The 23,243-nt window shown below is 68.6% G+C and carries 18 protein-coding genes; all 18 read left to right on the forward strand.

Annotated elements, in window-relative coordinates; translation table 11 throughout:
* The first annotated feature begins 40 nt into the window (after positions 1–40).
* The 18 genes from nusG to AB0H71_RS11860 all read left to right on the forward strand — a co-directional run bounded on the left by nusG (position 41) and on the right by AB0H71_RS11860 (position 23,230).
* A complete protein-coding gene (gene nusG / locus AB0H71_RS11775) occupies positions 41–847 on the forward strand; it encodes a transcription termination/antitermination protein NusG (protein WP_357018535.1) in 807 nt (268 codons plus the stop codon).
* A 54-nt stretch (positions 848–901) separates the two neighbouring features.
* Positions 902–1,336: a 50S ribosomal protein L11 gene (rplK, locus tag AB0H71_RS11780; RefSeq protein ID WP_357018309.1), complete on the forward strand. Its 435-nt coding sequence runs from the start codon at positions 902–904 to the stop codon at positions 1,334–1,336.
* Between the two features lie 80 nt (positions 1,337–1,416).
* The gene (gene rplA / locus AB0H71_RS11785) at positions 1,417–2,130 is read left to right on the forward strand and encodes a 50S ribosomal protein L1 (protein WP_357018311.1); all 714 of its coding nucleotides are present in this window, start codon (positions 1,417–1,419) and stop codon (positions 2,128–2,130) included.
* A 371-nt stretch (positions 2,131–2,501) separates the two neighbouring features.
* Positions 2,502–3,071 (forward strand): 50S ribosomal protein L10, encoded by a 570-nt coding sequence (gene rplJ / locus AB0H71_RS11790; protein ID WP_357018314.1) that lies wholly within the window; start codon positions 2,502–2,504, stop codon positions 3,069–3,071.
* Between the two features lie 57 nt (positions 3,072–3,128).
* On the forward strand, positions 3,129–3,509 hold the full coding sequence (gene rplL / locus AB0H71_RS11795; RefSeq protein ID WP_357018317.1) for a 50S ribosomal protein L7/L12: 381 nt from the start codon (positions 3,129–3,131) through the stop codon (positions 3,507–3,509).
* Between the two features lie 265 nt (positions 3,510–3,774).
* Positions 3,775–4,851 carry an ATP-binding cassette domain-containing protein gene (locus tag AB0H71_RS11800; RefSeq protein ID WP_357018319.1) on the forward strand — a complete coding sequence of 359 codons (1,077 nt, stop codon included), beginning with the start codon at positions 3,775–3,777 and terminating at the stop codon, positions 4,849–4,851.
* Positions 4,852–4,937: 86 nt separating this feature from the next.
* Positions 4,938–5,657 (forward strand): ABC transporter permease, encoded by a 720-nt coding sequence (locus AB0H71_RS11805; protein ID WP_357018537.1) that lies wholly within the window; start codon positions 4,938–4,940, stop codon positions 5,655–5,657.
* Between the two features lie 3 nt (positions 5,658–5,660).
* Entirely contained in the window at positions 5,661–6,527 is an 867-nt protein-coding gene (locus tag AB0H71_RS11810; RefSeq protein ID WP_357018322.1) for an ABC transporter permease, read from the forward strand.
* Positions 6,524–7,873, forward strand: coding sequence for an MCE family protein (locus AB0H71_RS11815; RefSeq protein WP_357018324.1), 1,350 nt, complete (start codon positions 6,524–6,526; stop codon positions 7,871–7,873). Before AB0H71_RS11810 ends, AB0H71_RS11815 begins: the two co-directional genes overlap by 4 nt.
* The gene (locus tag AB0H71_RS11820) at positions 7,870–8,943 is read left to right on the forward strand and encodes an MCE family protein (protein ID WP_357018327.1); all 1,074 of its coding nucleotides are present in this window, start codon (positions 7,870–7,872) and stop codon (positions 8,941–8,943) included. Before AB0H71_RS11815 ends, AB0H71_RS11820 begins: the two co-directional genes overlap by 4 nt.
* Complete coding sequence (locus tag AB0H71_RS11825; protein ID WP_357018329.1) at positions 8,943–9,953, forward strand: MCE family protein; 1,011 nt, start codon at positions 8,943–8,945, stop codon at positions 9,951–9,953. The genes AB0H71_RS11820 and AB0H71_RS11825 overlap by 1 nt, the downstream gene beginning before the upstream one ends.
* Before the next feature lies 1 nt (position 9,954).
* Entirely contained in the window at positions 9,955–11,187 is a 1,233-nt protein-coding gene (locus AB0H71_RS11830) for an MCE family protein (protein ID WP_357018332.1), read from the forward strand.
* Positions 11,184–12,428: an MCE family protein gene (locus AB0H71_RS11835; protein ID WP_357018335.1), complete on the forward strand. Its 1,245-nt coding sequence runs from the start codon at positions 11,184–11,186 to the stop codon at positions 12,426–12,428. The genes AB0H71_RS11830 and AB0H71_RS11835 overlap by 4 nt, the downstream gene beginning before the upstream one ends.
* The gene (locus tag AB0H71_RS11840) at positions 12,425–13,666 is read left to right on the forward strand and encodes an MlaD family protein (protein ID WP_357018337.1); all 1,242 of its coding nucleotides are present in this window, start codon (positions 12,425–12,427) and stop codon (positions 13,664–13,666) included. The genes AB0H71_RS11835 and AB0H71_RS11840 overlap by 4 nt, the downstream gene beginning before the upstream one ends.
* A 31-nt stretch (positions 13,667–13,697) precedes the next feature.
* Positions 13,698–14,369, forward strand: coding sequence for a hypothetical protein (locus AB0H71_RS11845; RefSeq protein WP_357018340.1), 672 nt, complete (start codon positions 13,698–13,700; stop codon positions 14,367–14,369).
* An 11-nt stretch (positions 14,370–14,380) separates the two neighbouring features.
* Positions 14,381–15,238, forward strand: coding sequence for a hypothetical protein (locus AB0H71_RS11850; RefSeq protein ID WP_357018342.1), 858 nt, complete (start codon positions 14,381–14,383; stop codon positions 15,236–15,238).
* A gap of 429 nt (positions 15,239–15,667) precedes the next feature.
* The gene (locus AB0H71_RS11855) at positions 15,668–19,177 is read left to right on the forward strand and encodes a DNA-directed RNA polymerase subunit beta (protein WP_357018345.1); all 3,510 of its coding nucleotides are present in this window, start codon (positions 15,668–15,670) and stop codon (positions 19,175–19,177) included.
* 99 nt (positions 19,178–19,276) lie between these two features.
* Positions 19,277–23,230 carry a DNA-directed RNA polymerase subunit beta' gene (locus AB0H71_RS11860; protein WP_357018348.1) on the forward strand — a complete coding sequence of 1,318 codons (3,954 nt, stop codon included), beginning with the start codon at positions 19,277–19,279 and terminating at the stop codon, positions 23,228–23,230.
* Positions 23,231–23,243 lie beyond the last annotated feature (13 nt).

Consider the following 23,243-nt stretch of genomic DNA (forward strand, 5'->3'; position numbering starts at 1 on the left):
GCAGAAGATGTTTGTGACGACACAGGAAGCGAGCGCACCGGTGACCACCCCGGAGAACGACACCAGCGACGAGTTCCCGGCCGACCCCGCGGAGTCCGTCGAGGATTCCGTCGTCGCCGGTGCGGACGAGCAGGACGCCGCCGCATCGGACGAAGCGGCCGAGCTCGAGCAGACCCCCGACGCCGAGCCGGAGCCGGCCCCCGCCGTCGACGAGGAGCCCGCGGACCCGGTCGCCGAGATGAAGGCCGCGCTGCGCCGCGCCCCCGGTGACTGGTACGTCATCCACTCCTACGCCGGCTACGAGAACAAGGTGAAGACCAACCTCCAGACCCGCGTGCAGAACCTGGACCTGGAGGAGTACATCTTCCAGGTCGAGGTGCCGACGGAGGACGTCACCGAGATCAAGAACGGCCAGCGCAAGAACGTCAGCCGCAAGGTGCTGCCCGGCTACATCCTGGTCCGGATGGAGCTGAACGACGAGTCCTGGGGCGCGGTGCGCAACACCCCCGGTGTCACCGGCTTCGTCGGCGCGACCTCGCGGCCCTCCCCGCTGTCCCTCGACGACGTGGTGAAGTTCCTGGTCCCGGCGGCGCAGCAGCAGAAGAAGCCGGCCGCCGCCGCTGCCGCGCAGAACCAGGATTCCGGCACCGACCTCGCGCCGAAGCCGGTCATCGAGGTCGACTTCGAGGTCGGCGAGTCGGTCACCGTCATGGACGGCCCGTTCGCGACGCTGCCCGCCAGCATCTCCGAGGTGAACGCCGAGCAGCAGAAGCTCAAGGTGCTCGTCTCGATCTTCGGCCGGGAGACCCCGGTCGAGCTGGCCTTCACGCAGGTCGCGAAGATCTAGTACTTGCAGAGCCGCTCTGTAGGAAAGCACGACTGACAACCCGAGGAAAGAAAGATGCCCCCCAAGAAGAAGAAGCTCGCCGGGATCATCAAGCTGCAGATCCAGGCCGGCGCGGCGAACCCCGCCCCCCCGGTGGGTCCGGCGCTCGGCCAGCACGGCGTCAACATCATGGAGTTCTGCAAGGCGTACAACGCCGCGACCGAGTCGCAGCGTGGCAACGTCATCCCGGTCGAGATCTCGGTGTACGAGGACCGGTCCTTCGACTTCAAGCTGAAGACCCCGCCGGCCGCGCGGCTGCTGCTCAAGGCCGCCGGTGTGCAGAAGGGCTCGGCCGAGCCGCACCGCAACAAGGTCGCCACGGTGACCCTGGACCAGGTGCGCGAGATCGCCAAGACCAAGCAGGAAGACCTGAACGCCAACGACCTGGAGCAGGCGACGAAGATCATCGCAGGCACCGCGCGGTCGATGGGGATCACCGTCGAGGGCTGAGCGCACCCCGCTCGCTCCCCGTGGGAGGGCCGGCCAGGCCCGATAACCACTGCTGACTTTTCGAAAGAGGACAGAGAAACATGGCAAAGCGCAGCAAGGCGTACACCGCCGCGGCCGAGAAGGTCGATCGCAACACGCTCTACTCCCCGCTGGCCGCCGCGAAGCTGGCCAAGGAGACCGCCACCACCAAGACCGACGCGACCGTCGAGGTCGCCGTGCGGCTGGGTGTGGATCCCCGCAAGGCCGACCAGATGGTCCGCGGCACCGTGAACCTGCCGCACGGCACCGGTAAGACCGCGCGCGTCATCGTGTTCGCGGCGGGCGAGAAGGCCGCCGAGGCCGAGGCCGCCGGTGCGGACGCGGTCGGCGCCGAGGAGCTGATCGAGCGGATCCAGGGCGGCTGGCTCGACTTCGACGCCGCGATCGCCACCCCGGACCAGATGGCCAAGGTCGGCCGGATCGCGCGCGTCCTCGGCCCGCGCGGCCTGATGCCGAACCCGAAGACCGGCACGGTCACCAACGACGTGACCAAGGCCGTGGCCGACATCAAGGGCGGCAAGATCAACTTCCGCGTCGACAAGCAGGCCAACCTGCACTTCGTCATCGGCAAGGCGTCCTTCGACGACGCCAAGCTGGTGGAGAACTACGGCGCCGCGCTGGACGAGATCCTGCGCGCCAAGCCGTCGACCGCGAAGGGGCGCTACGTCAAGAAGGTGACGGTGTCGACGAACACCGGCCCGGGCATCCCGGTGGACCCGAACCGCACCCGCAACCTCCTGGAGGACGAGGCGTAGTCCTCGCCCAGCACGAAACCGCCGCGGCGGGAACGCGATTCGCGTTCCCGCCGCTGTGCTTCCCCGGCCGTTTTGGGTTTTACCCAGGGGCTATGTAAACTGGAGAACGGTGTGCGACGCGTTCGCACCCACCCCCATTCGTTCTACCGAAGACCGTTGGTCGTCGATCCCGCACGGGATCGGTCGAAGGTCCGGCCAGAGTGCCGGCGGCCCACGCAGGGAGAGTCGAGGCCGGGATCCGCTGCCGGACACGTCCGGCGTGGTTTCTCCTGTGCGCCCCGGAACGCCCCGCGTCCGGGGCGCTTGTTCTTTCGCCGGCCCTTTCGTTCGGTGGTACGTCACGTACCGACCATCGAGAGAGGAGGCGAAGTATGGCGAATGCCGAGAAGATCACCGCGGTCGCGGAGATCACCGAGCAGTTCCGGAACTCGACCGCCACCGTGATCACGGAATACCGTGGTCTTTCGGTCGGCAAGCTGACCGAGCTGCGCCGGGCCCTCGGTTCCGAGGCCACCTACTCCGTCGCCAAGAACACCCTGGTCAAGCGCGCCGCCGCCGAGGCGGGCGTGGAAGGCCTGGATGAGCTGTTCGTCGGCCCGACCGCCATCACCTTCGTCACCGGCGAACCGGTGGAGGCGGCGAAGGCGCTGAAGGCGTTCGCGAAGGACAACAAGGCCCTCGTCATCAAGGGCGGGTACATGGACGGCGCGCCGCTGTCCGTGTCCGAGGTCGAGCGGATCGCCGACCTGGAGTCCCGCGAGGTGCTGCTGGCCAAGCTGGCCGGCGCGCTCAAGGGCAACCTGGCCAAGGCCGCCGGGCTCTTCGCCGCTCCCGCCTCGCAGGTGGCCCGCCTGGCCGCCGCGCTGGAGGAGAAGAAGCGCTCCGAGGAAGGCGCGCCTGCCGAGGCTGCCGCGCCCGCCGAGGCCGAGACCGCGGAGTGATCCGCCGGGTGGCCGCCGCCACCCACCCCCGAACCACCCACTTCGAAAGGAACCACAATGGCCAACGTTGACGAGCTGCTCGAGACCTTCGGCAACATGACCCTGCTCGAGCTCTCCGACTTCGTGAAGAAGTTCGAGGAGAAGTTCGAGGTCACCGCCGCCGCGCCGGTCGCCGTCGCCGCCGCGGGTGGCGCTGCCGCCCCGGCCGAGGCCGAGGCCGAGCAGGACGAGTTCGACGTCATCCTCGATGGCGCCGGCGACAAGAAGATCCAGGTCATCAAGGTGGTCCGCGAGATCGTCTCCGGCCTGGGGCTGAAGGAGGCCAAGGACCTCGTCGAGAGCGCCCCCAAGGCCATCCTGGAGAAGGTCGACAAGGCCGCCGCCGATGCCGCCAAGGAGAAGCTGGAAGGCGCCGGCGCCAAGGTGTCGGTCAAGTAGGACGGTCTTTTTCCGCCCCCAATCGGCGGAGGACACGCGGACGGGCGGTTCCCCTGGAGGGAACCGCCCGTTCGGCTTTTTCGGCCCGTCCAGCGCCCACCTGCACGGATATCGACGCCCGGACGGGTTACTCACGAGTCAGGTAGGGGTGTGCCCGCTCGGAGCCATGGGATACAGTGGCCCGACCCACTGTGATGTGACGCACCGGCCGCTCTTCGCCGGCTCCCACAGTGGACCGATCGCCGAAAACTGTGTGGAGGTACGCGTGGGCGTCGAGGTCAGGACCGAGGGAGTTACCAAGTCCTTCGGCTCGCAGCGGATTTGGCAGGACGTTTCGCTGACGCTGCCGTCCGGTGAGGTCAGCGCGCTGCTCGGCCCCTCGGGTACGGGTAAGTCGGTGTTCCTGAAGTCGCTGATCGGGCTGCTCCGCCCGGAGCGTGGCTCGATCTTCATCGACGGGGTGGATATCACCACGTGTTCGAACAAGCAGCTGTACGAGATCCGCAAGCTGTTCGGGGTGCTGTTCCAGGACGGCGCGCTCTTCGGGTCGATGAACCTGTTCGACAATGTGGCGTTCCCGCTGCGCGAGCACACCAAGAAGACCGAGTCCGAGATCCGGCAGATCGTCATGGAGAAGCTGGAGCTGACCGGTCTGGTCGGGGCCGAGGGCAAGCTGCCGGGTGAGATCTCCGGTGGTATGCGCAAGCGCGCCGGGCTGGCCCGGGCACTGGTGCTCGACCCGCAGATCATCCTGGTCGACGAGCCGGACTCCGGCCTCGACCCGGTGCGTACGTCGTACCTGTCGCAGCTGCTGATCGATATCAACGCCCAGATCGACGCGACGATTCTGATCGTCACGCACAACATCAACCTGGCGCGGACGGTTCCGGACAATATCGGCATGCTGTTCCGGCGGCAGCTGGTGATGTTCGGCCCGCGCGAGGTGCTGCTGACCTCCGACGAGCCGGTGGTGAAGCAGTTCCTCAACGGCCGCATGATCGGGCCGATCGGCATGTCGGAGGAGAAGGACGAGACCCAGATGGCGCGCGAGCAGGCGCTCGTGGACGCCGGGCACCACCACGGCGGCGCGGAGGAGGTCGAGGGGATCATTCCGCAGATGCGGGCCACCCCGGGCATGCCGGTGCGACAGGGCGTGCTGCGGCGTCAGGAGCGGGTGCGCGAGATCATGCACACCTTGCCACATGCCGCCCAATCCGCGATCCGGCAGTCGTTCGATCAGAGCGACGACACGCAGGTTATGGCATATAGCACAGCGGACACCGAGGAGTTCCGTGCTCAGTCATATGACGCCCCTGCTCGCCAGAACCTAACCAACGGGTAACATACGCCATCGTGAATTCCTCCCTGGCGCGACTGCGGACTCCGGTCGAGTCCGGCTTTGCACAGGCCGGCAATATCTTCGCCCTGATGCTGGACGTGTTTCGCAAGACGTTCCGGCGGCCTTTCCAGTGGCGGGATTTCATCGAACAGTCCTGGTTCATCGCCAGCGTTTCGATCCTGCCGAGTGCCCTCGTCGCGATTCCGTTCGGTGCGGTGGTGGCACTGCAGACCGGCTCCCTCATCAAGCAGCTGGGGGCCGAGTCCTTCACCGGTGCCACCAGCGTGCTGGCAACGGTGCAGCAGGCCGCTCCGGTGGTGACCGCGCTGATCATCGCGGGCGCCGCCGGCTCGGCGGTCGCGGCCGACCTCGGCTCGCGCACCATCCGCGAGGAGATCGACGCGCTCGAGGTGCTCGGCGTCGATCCGATCCAGAAGCTCGTGGTTCCCCGGGTACTCGGGATGACGCTGGTGGCGCTGCTGCTGAACGGTCTGGTCTCGGTCGTCGGTATCGCCGGCGGCTACTTCTTCAACGTCCTGCTGCAGGGCGGCACCCCCGGTGCCTACCTGGCGTCGTTCTCGGCGCTCGCTCAGCTACCCGATCTCTGGATCGGCGAGATCAAGGCGGCGATATTCGGCCTGCTCGCCGGAGTCATCGCGGCGTACAAGGGCCTGCATCCCAAGGGCGGTCCGAAAGGAGTCGGTGAGGCGGTGAATCAATCCGTGGTCATCACGTTCTTGGTTCTGTTCTTCGTGAATTTGATTCTCACCCTGGTTTACCTCCAGATCATTCCCGCCAAAGGCACCTGATCGATGGCCACTCACTATCGCCCCCCGGTTCTCGCCAAGGCCAGCCGCCGGGCGGGAGAGATCGCGCGCGTCCCGCTGAACGTGGTCGACCGCGCCGGCGAACAGATGTCGTTCTATTCACGCGCCATCGCGTGGATTCCGCGAACCGCGGTGCACTACCGCAAGGAAGTGATGCGGCTGCTGGCCGAGGTCACCTTCGGCAGCGGTGCGCTCGCGGTGATCGGCGGCACCATCGGCGTCATCGTCTTCATGTCCGGCTCGGTCGGCGTCGTCGTCGGCCTGCAGGGCTTCAAGGCGCTGGACGCGCTCGGCAGCTCGGTGCTCACCGGCTTCCTGACCGCCTACATCAACACCCGTGAGATCGCCCCGCTGGTCGCGGCGCTCGCGCTCTCGGCAACGGTGGGCTGTGGTTTCACCGCCCAGCTCGGCGCCATGCGGATCTCCGAGGAGATCGACGCGCTCGAGGTGATGGCGGTGCCCGGTGTGCCGTTCCTGGTCACCAGCCGGGTGATCGCGGGCTTCCTCGCGGTGATCCCGCTGTACGTGGTCGGGCTGCTCGGCACCTTCGTCGCCTCGCGGTTGATCAACGTCTGGTTCAACGGGCAATCCAGTGGCTCCTACGACCACTATTTCGGGTTGTTCCTGCCACCCGAGGACGTGCTCTATTCGTTCCTCAAGGTGCTGATATTCGCGTTCGTCATCATCCTGGTGCACTGCTACTACGGCTTCCACGCCACCGGCGGCCCGGCCGGCGTCGGCGTCGCCGTCGGCCGCGCGGTGCGTGCCGCGATCGTGCTGGTCATGGTGCTCGACTTCTTCCTCAGCCTCGCGATCTGGGGCACTACTACGACGGTGCGGGTGGCCGGATGAGCGGGACGCAGACCTGGCGGGCGACCGCGAAACTCCGGGTGCGGGTGCTCGGGATCGTGTTCTTCGTGCTGTGCGCGGTGTTCGTCTGGTCCACGATCGCGATCTACAACAAGACCTTCGTCGACACCGTCGACGTCGACCTCAAGACCGACAGCGTCGGCAACGCGCTCACCCGCAACGCGGACGTGAAGATGCGCGGTGTGCAGGTGGGCACGGTCCGGTCGAGCAGCGCCTCGGGCAGCGAGGTCACCCTCGCGCTCGCGCTCGACCCGGCGAAGGCCGAGCAGATCCCGGCCAATGTCACCGCGCGGCTGCTGCCCAAGACGCTGTTCGGTGAGCGGTACGTGGACCTGGTCGTCCCGGAGACCCCGAGCGGGCAGCGCCTCACCTCGGGGATGACGCTGCAGCAGGACACCGGCGGCCACGCCGTCGAGATCAGCAAGCTGCTCGACGACCTGCTCCCGCTGCTGCAGGCGATCCCGCCGCAGGACCTGGCGGCCACGCTCGGCGCGCTCTCCCAGGCGCTCTCCGGGCAGGGCACCGCGCTCGGCGAGTCGGTGGACAAGCTGGACTCGATCTTCCGCGACCTGAACGGCGTGCTGCCCGACATCCAGCAGGACCTGCGCAGCTTCGCGCAGGTGGCCGCGACCTACTCGGACGCGGCGCCGCAGCTGGTGAGCGCGCTGGACAACCTGCGCACGACCAACGCGACCATCGTCCAGCGCCGCACCGACATCGACGTGCTCTACCAGGTGCTGACCCCGGCCTCGGCGACCACGACCGACTTCCTGCTGGCCAACCGGGACAACATCATCGATGTGGCCGCCGACTCCAGGCACACGCTGGAATCGCTGGCCAAGTACTCGCCCACCTTCACCTGCGCGATGGCGAACTTCGCGCAGCTGAAGCCGCGCATCGACGAGCTCTTCGGCCCCGGCACCGGCAGGCCCGGCTCGCGGGTCAGCATCGAGCTGACCAACCCGCGCGGCCGGTACCTCCCGAATCAGGACGAACCGCGCTTCTTCGACGACCGCGGCCCGTTCTGCGTGCCGGAGTTCCCGCTCGGCGTCGACCCGGGGCAGTACCCGGGCGGCCCGGTCAACGACGGCTCCTACCCGATCCCGAGCCGGAACCCGGGTGACCAGGACAGCGGGTACTACGCGGAGCCGCAGTACAGCGCGTACCCGGCGACCGACATTCCGACCACGGCGGGCTCGCCGCTGGAGCAGCAGCAACTCGGCGCGATCTACGGCGCCGCGAACGCGGTGGCGCCCGAGCAGGTGCCCGGCTGGCTGACCAGGGTGGGCGCGCCCGCATTCCGCGGCAGCGAGGTGAGCATCCGATGAAGGCACTGCGCGGCGTCGGTGGCGCGCTGACCAAACTCGTCGTCTTCGTCGTGGTCACCCTGGTGGCCACCACGATCCTGGCGCTCTCGATCGCCAACTACACCGGCGGCGGGGAGGGCTTCAAGGCCCGCTTCACCGACGTCACCTCGCTGAACCCGGGGGACGAGGTGCGCATCGCCGGCGTCCGGGTCGGCAAGGTCACCAAGGTCTCGATCGTGGACCGGCGGATGGCCGAGGTCGAGTTCGAGCTGCAGGACCGGGACTGGCTGCCCGCCTCCACCATCGCGACCATCCGCTACCGGAACCTGGTCGGCCAGCGCTACATCGCGCTCGACCAGGGCCCCGGCCAGCAGGGGCGCAAGCTCAACGCGGGCGACACCATCGCGGTGGAGAACACCAGGGCGGCGCTCAACCTGACCACGCTCTTCAACGGCTTCCGGCCGCTGTTCCGCACGCTCACCGCGGAGGACGTGAACAAGCTCTCCTACGAGATCATCCAGGTCTTCCAGGGCGAGCAGGGCACCATTCGTGACCTGGTGGCGAGCACCGCGAGCCTGACCAACAAGATCGCGGACAAGGACGCCGTCATCGGCGACCTGGTGCGCAACCTGAACGTCGTGCTGCAGACCGTGAACGAGCGCAACGACCAGTTCGACCAGCTCATCGTGAACACCGAGGCGCTGGTCTCCGGGCTCTCGCAGGAGCGGGCGACGGTCGGCTCGGCGGTGAGCTCGCTGGCCGGGCTGACCGACGCCACCGCCGACCTGCTGGAGCCGACCCGGCCGTCGCTGCAGGGCTCGATCGCCGGGCTGAGCCAGCTCACCGGGGTGATCAACGACCGCAGCGCGGACGTCAACACCGCGCTGGAGAACCTGCCGGTCAAGATGGAGAAGCTGGGCCGGGTCGGCAGCTACGGCTCCTGGTTCCAGTTCTACCTCTGCGGCATCGACCTGGTGATCGGTCCTGGCGTCGCGGACGCGCCGCAGCTGAACCTGCCGGTCGGGCTGCCGACGGTCAATCAGCCCATCTACACCAACACGGCGCCCCGGTGCCGGGGGGAGGCCCGCTGATGGACGACCGGATTCTGCTCGGCAAACGCAGCCCGGCATTCATGGGCGTGCTCGGCCTGCTGCTGGTGCTGCTGGTGACGGTCTCGGTGTTCTTCATCGACCGGCTGCCGATCGTCGGCGCGGCGAGCCGCTACACCGCGGAGTTCACCGAGGCGGCCGGGCTCAAGCCCGGCAACGAGGTGCGCATCGCCGGCGTCAAGGTCGGCGCGGTCACCGGGGTCTCGCTGGACGAGGACCGGGTGCTCGTCGAGTTCCGCACCCAGAACGCCTGGATCGGCAACGAGACCACCGCCTCCATCCAGATCAAGACCGTGCTCGGCCAGAAGTACCTGGCGCTCGACCCCAAGGGCGCCGAGCCCGCCGACCCGGGCCAGCGCATCCCGCTGGCCCGCACGGTGGCGCCGTACGACGTGATCGACGCGTTCTCGGACGCGGCGAGCACCATCGACCAGATCGACACCGCGCAGCTGGCCACCAGCTTCCGGGTGCTCTCGGATGCCTTCGAGACCACGCCGCCGGAGATCCGCGGCTCGATCGACGGCGTCGCGCGGCTCTCCGAGACGCTGGCCAAGCGGGACGAGGAGCTGAAGAAGCTCTTCGCCGCGACCAAGCAGACCACGCAGGTGCTGGCCGACCGGAACACCGAGTTCGAGCGGCTGCTGAGCAACGGCGGCCAGCTGCTGGCCGAGCTGAACCTGCGCCAGCAGGCGATCTCCCAGCTGCTGAGCAGCGCGCGGCGGCTCTCCACCGAGCTCAGCGCCCTGGTCGCGGACAACGAGCAGCAGATCGGCCCCGCGCTGACCAACCTGCGGGACGCGATCGGGCTGCTCAACGACAACCAGCAGAACATCTCCAAGACGCTGGAGCTGGCCGCGCCCTTCTACAACCTCTACGCGAACGTGCTCGGCACCGGTCGCTGGTTCGACGCGGTCATCGTCAACATCCTGCCGCCCGCCCTGCCGGAGATCCCCGGCGACCGGCCGCCGGTGCGCACCCTGGGAGGGAACTGACGTGTCCGAACCGCAAGGCCGGCTCGGGTCGGCGAGCAAGGCATCGAAGTCGGTCATCGCGCTGGTCGTGGTCGCCGCGCTGATCGCGGCGGGCGTGCTCTGGTGGGTCCTCGACCGCGTCGGCCGGACCGAGATCACGGCGTACTTCGATCGCTCGGTCGGCATCTACGAGGGCTCCGAGGTGCGCATCCTCGGCGTCGCGGTGGGCGAGGTCGACTCGGTGGAGCCGCTGGGCGACCAGGTCAAGGTCGTCATGCACGTGGACAGCGGGTACGACGTGCCCGCCGACGCCAAGGCCGCGCAGATCACCCCGTCGGTGGTCGCCGACCGCTACATCCAGCTCACCCCGGTCTACCGGGGCGGGCCCAAGATGGACGGCGACGCCACCATCCCGCGCGAGCGCACCGTCACCCCGGTCGAGGTGGACGAGCTGTACTCCAGCATCACCGACCTCTCCAAGGCGCTCGGCCCGGACGGCGCCAACGCCGACGGCGCGGTCAACGACCTGGTGCGCACCGGCGCCGCCAACCTGGCGGGCAACGGCGAGGCGCTGGCGAACAGCCTGACCCAGCTCTCGCACGCCGCGCGCTACCTCTCCGACTCCCGCGGCGACATCTTCGACACCGTGAAGAACCTGCAGCAGTTCGTCGCCATGCTGAACCGCAACGACCAGCAGGTGCGCGAGTTCAACGGCCAGCTGGCCGACCTCACCACCTTCCTGGCCGGCGAGAAGCAGAACCTCGGCGAGGCGCTGCACCTGCTCTCCATCGCGCTCGGCGACGTCGCCCGGTTCGTGGACGCCAACCGCGGCCTGATCCAGGACAACGCGGCCGAGCTCACCACGCTCACCCAGACCCTCGCCGACCAGCGCGACCAGCTGGCCGCGGCGGTCGAGGTGCTGCCGGTGGCGCTGAGCAACCTGATCAACATCCACAACGGCGAGTCCGGGACCCTGGACATGCGGGCCAATATTCCCGAGCTGCAGGACCCCTTCGGCGCCGTCTGCAAGCTGCTCGACCTCTCCAAGCTGATGCCGGGCGACCCCAAGTTCGAGGCGCTCGGCAGGCAGCTGCGGCCGGTGCTGGAGAACTGCGCCGCCATCACCAGCCAGATCACCGCGGGCGTGCAGACCCCGACGCTGATCCTGCCGTTCGGCATCCTCAGCAACGAGAACCAGCAGCAGGCCCCCGTCCCCGGCACCGTGCCGCCCAACACGCAGGAGGGCGAGCGATGAGCCCGCGTACCCGCCTTCGCGGAGTGGCCGCCGCGGCGGCCGCCGGACTGACCGCGCTGCTGGTGAGTTCGTGCGCCGCGGACGGCATCTACAGCGTCCCGCTGCCCGGCGGCGCCGATGTCGGCGACAACCCGTACCACGTGGACATCCGCTTCGACGACGTGCTCGACCTGGTGCCGCAGTCCGCGGTCAAGGTGGACGGCGTGCCGGTCGGCCGGGTCGAGGAGATCGGGCTGGCCGAGGACGGCTGGACCGCCAATGTGCGGACCCTGGTGAACGCCGGCGTCGACCTGCCCGCCAACGCGCGCGCCGAGGTCAGGCAGTCCAGCCTGCTCGGCGAGAAGTTCATCGAGCTGACCAAGCCGCAGGAGGCCGACGCGGCCAAGCTGCAGAACGGCTCGGTCATCCCGGCCACCAACACCAGGCACGCCACCGAGGTCGAGCAGGTGCTCGGCGCGATGTCGCTGCTGCTCAACGGCGGCGGCGTGGCCCAGCTGCAGCCGGTGATCACCGAGCTGAACAAGACCCTGGAGGGCCGCGAGGACACCGTGCGCTCGCTGCTGCAGGAGGCGAACACCCTGATCGCCGGGCTGGACCAGCAGGTCGACGACATCACGCGGGCGCTGGACGGGCTGGACACCCTGAGCTCGCGGGTGGCCGCGCAGAACGACCAGATCGCCGGCATCCTGGACGAACTTCCGGAGGGTATCCGGATCCTGGAGGAGCAGCGGCCGCAGCTGATCGGGCTGCTGCAGCAGCTGGACCGGCTCGGCCAGGCCGGCTTCGACGTGGTCGACACCTCCAAGGACGACCTGATCCGCGACCTGAACTCGCTGCGCCCCACGCTGCAGGAGCTCGCCAAGGCGGCGCCGGATCTGATAACCGCGCTGCCGCTGATCCCGACCTACCCGTTCCCGGACGAGGCCATGAAGAGCACCTTCGGCGGCTCGGCGAACACCTGGCTCTCGGTGGACCTGCAGATCGGCACCACGCTGAGCAACCTCGGCGTCGGCAAGCCGGCGCCGACCTACATCCCGCCGCGCGGCCCGGCGATCAACGTCGACCCGAGCAACCCGTACTACAACGGCAACGGCCCGCGCCCGGGCTGGCCGACGGTCTCGCTGATCCCGCTGCCGCCGACGCTGGCCGCGGTGCCCGCGCCCGGCGCGCCGGCCGCGGCGGGCGCCCCGAACCCGCTCGGCTCGTTCCTCGAACAACTCGGAGTGGGAGTTCCGCGATGACCCGCCTGGTCCGTTACCAGCTGATCGCCTTCGCGGTGATCGCGGTGGTCGGCGTGATCTACGTCGGCGCCACCTACATCCGGCTCGACCAGATGTTCGGCTTCGGCAAGTACGAGGTGAAGGTCACCGCCGACCAGACCGGCGGGGCCTACCCCGGCTCCGAGGTGACCTACCGCGGCGTCCCGGTCGGCCGGGTCGGCGCCATCGACCTCGCCGACTCCGGCGTCACCATGCGGCTCGACATCGACAGCTCCGCGCCGGACATCCCGGCCTCGGCCAAGGCCGTCGTCGCGAACCGCTCGGCCATCGGCGAGCAGTACGTCGACCTGCAGCCGGAGAGCGCGAGCGGGCCCTTCCTGAAGGAGGGCTCGGTGATCGCGGGGGCGAGCACCCCGGTCTCGGTGGAGCAGCTGGTGACCAGCGTGGACGAGTTCACCCGCACGGTGGACCTGCAGGCGCTGAACACCACCGTCACCGAGCTCGGCAAGGCCTTCGACGGCAAGGGCGACGACCTCAAGGTCTTCGTGGACTCGCTGAACAAGTTCACCACCACCTTCCACGAGACCATGCCGCAGACGCTGCAGCTGATCCAGGACAGCAGGACCGTGCTCGGCACCCAGGCCGAGCAGTCGGACAGCATCCTGGCCTTCAGCGACGGCCTGGAGCAGCTCACCGCGCAGCTGCGCTCCAGCGACCCGGACGTGCGCAGGCTGATCGGCACCGGCACCGACGCGGGCGAGCAGGTCGGCGCGCTGATCTCCGAGAGCGGGCCGGACCTCACCACCGACCTGACCAACCTGCGGCAGTTGCTGCAGACGCTCGCGCCGAAGAACTACGTGCTGCAGCCCATCCTGGCCATGCTGCCCGGGCTCTCCATCGGCGGCTCGGCCACCGCGCCCGGCGACGGGACCACGCACTTCGGCCTGGTGCTGGAGACCAACAACCCGCCTGCCTGTACCGTCGGGTACGAGGGCACGCAGCGCATTCTCGAGCAGATGAAGGCGCAGAACCCGGATTTCGACGACACCCGCGACGATTTCCCGTTCAATACCGACGCCAAGTGCACCGTGCCCTTCGGCAACCCGACCAATGTGCGCGGCGGCGCGCGTTCCCCGTATGCCGACCCGAGCGTCCCGCAGCCGTGGGACGCGAATCCGAAAGTTGATCCGGCCCGGCTGGATCTGAGCCCGGTCGCCATTCAGATGGCCACCCTTCTGGGGGTCACTCCGAAGCGGTGACCACATCCGACGAGGTAGAGGTGTTGTCGCTGTGAGTCCCGACCCTGCCGAGCAGCCGAAGGTCTCGACCGAGCAGGTCGCTTCCGCGCAGGCCGAGCCCGCCGGTTCCCGGTTGCGCACCGCCGTCACCGCGGTGGCGGCGGTGCTGCTGGTGGTGTCGCTGGGCGCGGCGCTGTGGTTCGGGGTCGGCTGGGCCCGCGCGGCGTTCTTCACCGACGGGCCGCGCGCCGAGGCCAGGGACTCCGCGCTGGACGGGGCGCGGCAGGCCGCGCTCAATATGACGACCATGAACATCGACGACGTGCCCGGCTCGCTGGCCACCGCGCGCTCCTCGATGACCGGCGGGATCCTGGATTCGGCCACCAAGAACCAGCAGCAGGCGGAGCAGCTGGCCACCCAGGCCGGGGTCGGGATGGACGCCAAGGTTCTCGGGGCCGCGCTCACCACGCTGAACAGCGAGGAGGACAAGGCCACCGCGCTGGTCGTGCTGCAGGTGACCGAGCAGCGCAAGGACAACACCGCCGCGCAGTTCCGCTACACCTGGACGCTGGACATGACCCAGGTGGACGACGTGTGGAAGGTGGAGCAGGTGGCCTCGCTCGGGCAGCCCGTGCAGCTGGACAGCGGCGGTGCCCCCGCGGCGCCCGGCGCCCCCGGTGCCCCCGCCGAGACGCCCGCCCCCGCCCCGCAGCCGGGCTCGTAGGAGGAACGCGCATGAGCACGCCGAATCGCCCGGTCAACCGGGTCACGTCCAAGCGCCGCCCGGCCAAAGCCGCAGGCGAGTCCGCCGCGGGCGAGGCCGTCACCGGTGAGGCCGCTCCCGGTGAGTCCGCCGTCAGCGAGACCGTCGCCGGCAAGCCTGTCGCGAGCGAGGCCGGTGCGGCCACGCCCGCTGCGAGCAAGGCCGGCGCGGCCGCGCCCGTGGCGAGCAAGGCAGGCTCTGCGGCGAGCGAGGCCCGCTCTGCGGGCAGCGGAACCAGTCTCGACAAAGCCGCGGACAAGGTCGCGTCGGCGGGTGCAGGCGCCGCAGGCGACGAGCCCGCTAGCGCGGCGCCCGAGGCGGGACCCGCCGAGAAGCGCGGCCTGCGCGGGTGGGCGGTGCCGGCGGCATGCGTTCTCGCCGCGGCGGTACTGGCCGGTTTCGCCGCCATCGCGGCACTGCGCCCCGGCGTCCCGGACGGCGACGAAGCCTTCGTCGACACCGGCGCCACGGAGGAGGTCCGCGCCGCCGCGGACAATGCGCTCAAGACCATCTACGGCTACGACGCGACCGCCATCGACGGCTACCCGGACGCCGTTCGCCAGGTGGTCACCGGCGACATGCTCAAGGACCTCGACCAGTTCGCCCCGACCACCATCGACGCCATCAAACAGTCGCAGACCAGCGCGACCGCCGCCGCCGACCCGATCGGCGTGACCCTGCTCACCGACGACCACGCCGAGTTGCTGGTGAACCTCGTGGTGAGCGCCACCAAGGACGGCGCGGCGCAGCAGAGCGTCGCCGGCCCCGTGGTGCTGCGCATGACCAAGGTGGACGGCCGCTGGCTCGCCGCGGAGATCGTCGACAGGTAACCGGCGCCGGAACGCCGGGAAGACAGCCGATCTCGGCATCCGGGCCGCCGATCCTGCCACTTGACGAGGCCGGAAACAGCCGTCACCCTAGTGATTGAGCAGCGGCAGCTGACCACCCCCCGCCGGGTGTCACGGCATTCGCGCAGCCAGCGCGGCCGGCCCGGAAGGTATGCGGTCGAACCCCGGCGCCTCGGCGCGCCGGATGGGTCGACGATCACAGGGGTGGTACTTTGACTTCTCCGTATTCGTGGGTGTAACTTTGGAGGTTGCGCTGGCTGCCTCCTGTCCATACCTCGATTCGCACACGTGGGTTCCACCTTTCCGGTGTTGCTCCCGTTGGTGCCTGTTCGAGTCGCGTTCGGGGCGCTACCAGCGGAATTCGTAGCAGACAATAGCGACGGTCGCGGACCACCACGCGGCCCGCGTTAGGTGCTGGAAGGACGCATCTTGGCAGTCTCCACCCAGACAAGCGCCGGTTCGAATCAGGCTTTGGCGGGGTCCATTCCCGGTGCCCCGAGGCGGGTGTCATTCGCGAAGATCCGTGAGCCCCTGGAGGTGCCCGGTCTTCTCGATCTACAGACGGATTCGTTCGCCTGGCTGGTCGGTACCCCGGAGTGGCGGGAACGCGCCGCCGCTCGCGGCGACGGGGGCCTGACCGGTGGACTCGAGGAGGTGCTCGAGGAGCTCTCCCCGATCGAGGACTTCTCCGGGTCCATGTCGCTCTCCTTCTCCGACCCTCGTTTCGAAGAGGTCAAGGCCTCGATCGACGAGTGCAAGGACAAGGACATGACCTACGCGGCGCCACTCTTCGTGACCGCGGAGTTCATCAACAACAACACCGGTGAGATCAAGAGCCAGACGGTCTTCATGGGTGATTTCCCGATGATGACCGACAAGGGCACCTTCATCATCAACGGCACCGAGCGTGTCGTGGTGTCCCAGCTGGTCCGCTCGCCGGGCGTGTACTTCGACCACTCGGTCGACAAGGGCACCGAGAAGGATCTGCACAGCGTGCGCGTGATCCCGAGCCGCGGGGCGTGGCTCGAGTTCGACGTGGACAAGCGCGATACCGTCGGCGTCCGCATCGACCGCAAGCGCCGCCAGCCGGTCACCGTGCTGCTCAAGGCGCTCGGCTGGAGCACCGAGGAGATCACCGAGCGCTTCGGTTTCTCCGAGATCATGATGTCGACCCTGGAGAAGGACAACACCGCCGGTCAGGACGAGGCGCTGCTGGACATCTACCGCAAGCTGCGCCCGGGCGAGCCGCCGACCAAGGAGTCGGCGCAGACCCTGCTGGAGAACCTGTTCTTCAAGGAGAAGCGCTACGACCTCGCGCGGGTCGGTCGCTACAAGATCAACAAGAAGCTCGGCATCCACGTCGGCGAGCCGATCACCGCGTCGGTGCTGACCAAGGAAGACATCGTCACCACCATCGAGTACCTGGTGCGGCTGCACTCGGGTGACCGGGTGATGACGGCGCCGGGCGGCGCCGAGGTTCCGGTCGAGGTCGACGACATCGACCACTTCGGCAACCGTCGCCTGCGCACCGTCGGCGAGCTGATCCAGAACCAGATCCGGGTCGGCCTCTCCCGCATGGAGCGCGTGGTCCGCGAGCGGATGACCACCCAGGACGTCGAGGCGATCACGCCGCAGACCCTGATCAACATCCGCCCGGTCGTCGCCGCGATCAAGGAGTTCTTCGGGACCTCCCAGCTGTCGCAGTTCATGGACCAGAACAACCCGCTCTCCGGGCTGACCCACAAGCGCCGCCTCTCGGCGCTCGGCCCCGGCGGTCTGTCCCGTGAGCGCGCCGGCCTGGAGGTGCGCGACGTGCACCCCTCGCACTACGGCCGGATGTGCCCGATCGAGACCCCGGAAGGCCCGAACATCGGCCTGATCGGCTCGCTCTCGGTCTACGCGCGGGTGAACCCGTTCGGCTTCATCGAGACCCCGTACCGCCGGGTCGTCGACGGCCGGGTCACCGACGAGGTCAAGTACCTGACCGCCGACGAGGAGGACCGCGAGGTCCGCGGCCAGGCGAACTCGCCGGTCGACGCCGACGGCAACTTCCTCGAGGACCGCGTGCTCGCCCGGCGCGGCAACGAGGAGATGGAGTACGTCGCCCCGTCCGAGGTGACCTTCCTCGACGTCTCGCCGCGCCAGATGGTGTCGGTCGCGACCGCGATGATCCCGTTCCTCGAGCACGACGACGCCAACCGCGCGCTGATGGGCGCGAACATGCAGCGCCAGGCCGTGCCGCTGATCCGCTCCGAGGCCCCGCTGGTGGGCACCGGGATGGAGCTGCGCGCCGCGGTCGACGCCGGTGACGTCGTGGTCAACGAGAAGCCCGGCGTGGTCGAGGAGGTCTCCGCGGATTACGTCACCGTGATGGCCGACGACGGCACCCGCAAGAGCTACCGGATGCGCAAGTTCAACCGGTCGAACCAGGGCACCTGCTCGAACCAGCGGCCGATCGTGGACGAGGGCCAGCGGGTGGAGCACGGCCAGGTGCTGGCCGACGGCCCGTGCACCGAGAACGGCGAGATGGCGCTGGGCAAGAACCTGCTCGTCGCGATCATGCCGTGGGAGGGCCACAACTACGAGGACGCGATCATCCTGTCGCAGCGCCTCGTGGAGCAGGACGTCCTGACCTCGATCCACATCGAGGAGCACGAGATCGACGCCCGCGACACCAAGCTCGGTGCCGAGGAGATCACGCGGGACATCCCGAACGTCTCCGACGAGGTCCTGGCGGACCTGGACGAGCGCGGCATCGTGCGGATCGGCGCCGAGGTGCGCGACGGCGACATCCTGGTCGGCAAGGTCACGCCGAAGGGCGAGACCGAGCTGACCCCGGAGGAGCGGCTGCTCCGCGCGATCTTCGGCGAGAAGGCGCGCGAGGTGCGCGACACCTCGCTGAAGGTGCCGCACGGCGAGTCCGGCAAGGTCATCGGCATCCGGGTCTTCTCCCGCGAGGACGACGACGACCTGCCCCCCGGCGTGAACGAGCTGGTCCGGGTGTACGTGGCGCAGAAGCGCAAGATCCAGGACGGCGACAAGCTGGCCGGTCGGCACGGCAACAAGGGCGTCATCGGCAAGATCCTGGCGACCGAGGACATGCCGTTCATGCCGGACGGCACCCCGGTGGACATCATCCTGAACACGCACGGCGTTCCCCGTCGTATGAACATCGGCCAGATCCTGGAGACCCACCTCGGCTGGGTCGGCAAGGCGGGCTGGAAGGTCGAGGGCAACCCCGACTGGGCCAAGGCGCTGCCGGAGGAGATGTGGGAGGCGCCCGCCGACTCCAACATCGCCACCCCGGTGTTCGACGGCGCCCGCGAGGAGGAGCTGACCGGTCTGCTGGCCTCGACGCTGCCGAACCGCGACGGCGATCGCATGGTCGACGACAACGGCAAGTCGGTGCTCTTCGACGGCCGCTCCGGCGAGCCGTTCCCGTACCCGGTGGCCGTCGGCTACATGTACATCCTGAAGCTGCACCACCTGGTGGACGACAAGATCCACGCCCGCTCCACCGGGCCGTACTCGATGATCACCCAGCAGCCGCTCGGCGGTAAGGCCCAGTTCGGTGGCCAGCGCTTCGGTGAGATGGAGTGCTGGGCCATGCAGGCCTACGGTGCGGCGTACACGCTGCAGGAGCTGCTCACCATCAAGTCCGACGACGTGGTCGGCCGCGTGAAGGTCTACGAGGCCATCGTCAAGGGCGAGAACATCCCGGAGCCGGGCATTCCGGAGTCCTTCAAGGTGTTGCTCAAGGAGCTGCAGTCGCTCTGCCTGAATGTCGAGGTGCTCTCCTCCGACGGCGCGGCGATCGAGCTGCGCGAGGGCGAGGACGAGGATCTGGAGCGCGCCGCGGCGAACCTGGGCATCAACCTGTCCAGGAACGAAGCGGCCACGGTCGACGATCTGGCGAACTAGGCGGTCCGGCCGGGCGCCGATTTCCGGTGCCCGGCCCCGCGTTCCATCACTAGTGAACTCTTTGCTCCATTTCGACCCGAACAGGGGAAAGGAAGTTACGTGCTAGACGTCAACTTCTTCGATGAACTCCGGATCGGTCTCGCTACCGCCGACGACATTCGCCAGTGGTCGTACGGCGAGGTGAAGAAGCCGGAGACCATCAACTACCGCACGCTCAAGCCGGAGAAGGACGGCTTGTTCTGCGAGAAGATCTTCGGTCCCACCCGGGACTGGGAGTGCTACTGCGGCAAGTACAAGCGCGTGCGCTTCAAGGGCATCATCTGTGAGCGCTGTGGCGTCGAGGTCACCCGCGCCAAGGTGCGCCGCGAGCGCATGGGCCACATCGAGCTGGCCGCCCCGGTCACCCACATCTGGTACTTCAAGGGCGTTCCGTCGCGCCTCGGCTACCTGCTCGACCTGGCGCCGAAGGATCTCGAGAAGATCATCTACTTCGCCGCCTACGTGATCGTCGCGGTCGACGAGGAGCTGCGGCACAACGAGCTCTCCACGCTCGAGGCCGAGATGGAGGTCGAGAAGAAGACCGTCGCCGACCAGCGCGACGCCGATCTCGAGGCCCGCGCGCAGAAGCTCGAGGCCGACCTGGCCGAGCTGGAGGCCGAGGGCGCCAAGTCCGACGTCCGGCGCAAGGTCAAGGACGGCGGCGAGCGCGAGATGCGCCAGCTCCGCGACCGGGCCCAGCGCGAGCTGGACCGGCTGGACGAGATCTGGACCACCTTCACCAAGCTCTCGGTCAAGCAGCTCATCGTCGACGAGCTGCTCTACCGCGAGATCACCGACCGCTACGGCGAGTACTTCACCGGCGCGATGGGCGCGGAGTCCATCCAGAAGCTGATGGAGAACTTCGACATCGCGGCCGAGGCCGAGAACCTGCGGGAGACCATCCGCAGCGGCAAGGGCCAGAAGAAGCTGCGCGCGCTGAAGCGGCTCAAGGTCGTCGCGGCCTTCCAGACCAACGGCAACTCGCCGATGGGCATGGTGCTGGACGCGGTGCCGGTGATCCCGCCGGAGCTGCGCCCGATGGTCCAGCTCGACGGTGGCCGGTTCGCCACCTCCGACCTGAACGACCTGTACCGCCGCGTCATCAACCGCAACAACCGCCTCAAGCGGCTGATCGATCTCGGCGCGCCCGAGATCATCGTCAACAACGAGAAGCGGATGCTGCAGGAGTCGGTCGACGCGCTGTTCGACAACGGCCGCCGCGGCAGGCCGGTCACCGGCCCGGGCAACCGCCCGCTCAAGTCGCTCTCCGACCTGCTCAAGGGCAAGCAGGGCCGGTTCCGCCAGAACCTGCTCGGCAAGCGCGTCGACTACTCGGGTCGTTCCGTGATCGTGGTCGGCCCGCAGCTCAAGCTGCACCAGTGCGGCCTGCCCAAGCTGATGGCGCTGGAGCTGTTCAAGCCCTTCGTGATGAAGCGGCTGGTCGACCTGAACCACGCGCAGAACATCAAGTCCGCGAAGCGGATGGTGGAGCGGCAGCGGCCGCAGGTGTGGGATGTCCTCGAAGAGGTCATCGCCGAGCACCCGGTGCTGCTGAACCGCGCGCCGACGCTGCACCGCCTCGGCATCCAGGCCTTCGAGCCGCAGCTGGTGGAGGGCAAGGCCATCCAGCTGCACCCGCTGGTCTGTGAGGCGTTCAACGCCGACTTCGACGGTGACCAGATGGCCGTGCACCTGCCGCTCTCCGCGGAGGCGCAGGCCGAGGCGCGCATCCTGATGCTCTCCTCGAACAACATCCTGTCGCCGGCCTCGGGCCGTCCGCTCGCCATGCCGCGTCTGGACATGGTGACCGGTCTCTTCTACCTGACCCGCCTGGAGGAGGGCGCGAAGGGCGAGTACCGGGCCGCCACCGCCGACGGGCCGGAGTACGGCGTGTACTCCTCGCCGGCCGAGGCGCAGATGGCGGTGGACCGCGGTGAGCTGACCGTGCGTTCGCTGATCAAGGTGCGCCTCACCGACCAGCGCCCGCCGCGCGAGATCGAGGCGGAGCTGTTCCCGGAGGGCTGGAACCGCGGCGACGCCTGGAACCTGGAGACCACGCTGGGCCGGGTCATCTTCAACGACCTGCTCCCGGCGGACTACGCGTTCATCAACGAGCAGATGCCGAAGAAGCGGCAGGCGACGATCATCAACGATCTCGCCGAGCGCTACCCGATGATCGTGGTGGCGCAGACCGTCGACAAGCTCAAGGACGCCGGGTTCTACTGGGCCACCCGCTCCGGGGTCACCGTCTCCATGTCGGACGTGCTCGTTCCGCCGGAGAAGGCGGAGATCATGGAGCGCTACGAGGCGCAGTCCGACCAGATCGAGAAGAAGTACCAGCGCGGTGCGCTCGATCACCAGGAGCGCAACAACGCCCTGGTGAAGATCTGGCAGGAGGCCACCGAGGAGGTGGGCCGCGCGCTGCGTGCGCACTACCCGGCCGACAACCCGATCATCACGATCGTCGACTCGGGCGCCACCGGTAACTTCACCCAGACCAGGACCCTGGCGGGCATGAAGGGGCTGGTGACCAACCCGAAGGGTGAGTTCATCCCGCGCCCGATCAAGTCCTCGTTCCGCGAGGGGCTGACGGTGCTGGAGTACTTCATCAACACCCACGGCGCGCGCAAGGGTCTGGCCGACACCGCGCTCCGCACCGCCGACTCGGGCTACCTGACCCGTCGTCTGGTCGACGTCTCGCAGGACGTCATCGTGCGCGAGCACGACTGCGGCACCGAGCGCGGCATCGTGGTGCCGATCGCGGAGAAGCAGCTGGACGGCTCGCTGATCCGGGACGCGCACGTCGAGACCTCGACCTACGCGCGCACGCTCGCCTCGGACGCGCTGGACGCGCAGGGCAACGTGGTCGTGGCCAAGGGCGCCGACCTCGGCGACCCGGCCCTGGAGGCGCTGCTCGACGCCGGCATCACCGAGGTGAAGGTCCGCTCCGTGCTGACCTGCACCACCGGCACCGGCGTCTGCGCCACCTGCTACGGCCGCTCCATGGCGACCGGCAAGCTGGTCGACATCGGCGAGGCCGTCGGCATCGTGGCCGCGCAGTCCATCGGTGAGCCCGGTACCCAGCTCACCATGCGCACCTTCCACCAGGGTGGCGTCGCCGGTGACGACATCACCGGTGGTCTGCCCCGCGTGCAGGAGCTCTTCGAGGCGCGCGTGCCGAAGGGCAAGGCGCCGATCGCCGAGACCTCCGGCCGGGTGCGGCTGGAGGACGACGACCGCTTCTACAAGATCACGATCATCCCGGACGACGGGAGCGAAGAGGTCGTGTACGACAAGCTGTCGAAGCGGCAGCGGCTGCGCGTCTTCAAGCACGACGACGGCAGCGAGCGGCTGCTCTCCGACGGTGACCACGTCGAGGTCGGCCAGCAGCTGCTGGAGGGCGCGGCGGACCCGCACGAGGTGCTGCGGATCATGGGCCCCCGTCAGGTCCAGGTGCACCTGGTGCACGAGGTCCAGGAGGTCTACCGCTCGCAGGGTGTGTCCATCCACGACAAGCACATCGAGGTCATCGTGCGGCAGATGCTGCGGCGCGTCACGATCATCGATTCGGGCGCGACCGAGTTCCTGCCCGGCTCGCTCACCGAGCGCGCCGAGTTCGAGGCGGCCAACCGCCGCGTCGTCGCCGAGGGCGCCGAGCCCGCGGCCGGCCGTCCCGTGCTGATGGGTATCACCAAGGCGTCGCTCGCCACCGACTCGTGGCTCTCCGCGGCCTCCTTCCAGGAGACCACCCGGGTGCTGACGGACGCGGCCATCAACTGCCGCTCCGACAAGCTCATCGGGCTCAAGGAGAACGTGATCATCGGCAAGCTGATCCCGGCGGGTACCGGCATCAACCGGTACCGGAACATCCAGGTGCAGCCGACCGAGGAGGCTCGTGCCGCGGCGTACGCGGTGCCGTCCTACGACGACACCTACTACAGCCCGGACGGGTTCGGTCAGAGCACCGGTGCCGCGGTTCCGCTGGACGATTACGGGTTCAGCGACTATCGGTAATCGGCTCTGTAGC

This window comes from Nocardia sp. NPDC050697 (assembly GCF_040654395.1).
Lineage (GTDB): Bacteria > Actinomycetota > Actinomycetes > Mycobacteriales > Mycobacteriaceae > Nocardia.